This window comes from Gilliamella sp. Pas-s27 (assembly GCF_009795865.1).
Classification (GTDB): Bacteria; Pseudomonadota; Gammaproteobacteria; order Enterobacterales; family Orbaceae; genus Gilliamella.
In genome coordinates this window covers 1-388 of the sequence record NZ_WTEW01000113.1, presented here as the reverse complement: position 1 = coordinate 388, position 388 = coordinate 1, and the positions used below count along the sequence as shown (strand labels likewise).

1 protein-coding gene is annotated in these 388 nt (G+C 35.6%); it reads left to right on the top strand.

Annotation, left to right across the window (positions count from 1 at the left end; all coding sequences use genetic code 11):
• Window positions 1–59: 59 nt before the first annotated feature.
• On the top strand, window positions 60–388 hold a 329-nt coding region (locus tag GQ589_RS11935; RefSeq protein ID WP_160426474.1), incomplete at its 3' end, for a hypothetical protein.

Below are 388 nucleotides of genomic sequence, written 5' to 3'. Positions count from 1 at the left end.
TACAAAATCGTATTGATATTAAAAGAAGCAGAAGCTAGCATTCCTGTTAAAGAGCTTTGATGTATCGGATTAAAGCGGGTGATTTGGTGGGGCATATAGGTCATAACCAAAATAAAGGTATTACTAAAGAAACCGATGAAGATGGTAAGTACATTGATATAGAAATTTTGCCAGAAGATTTAAACGATAAAAAATTTTGTGCACATTTACATGTTGAATGTTTCACCTGTGAAGACTTGCCAAGTTATATTACTCAAACACAAGCAGAAGCGAGTAAAACCCCTGAAGAAGACAAAACATTTGTTGGCATAGCGAAACAAACCAAACTACTGGAAAAAGAAGCAGCATCAGATACGACAGTGGGTAAACCTTATGCAAAGACCAAGAT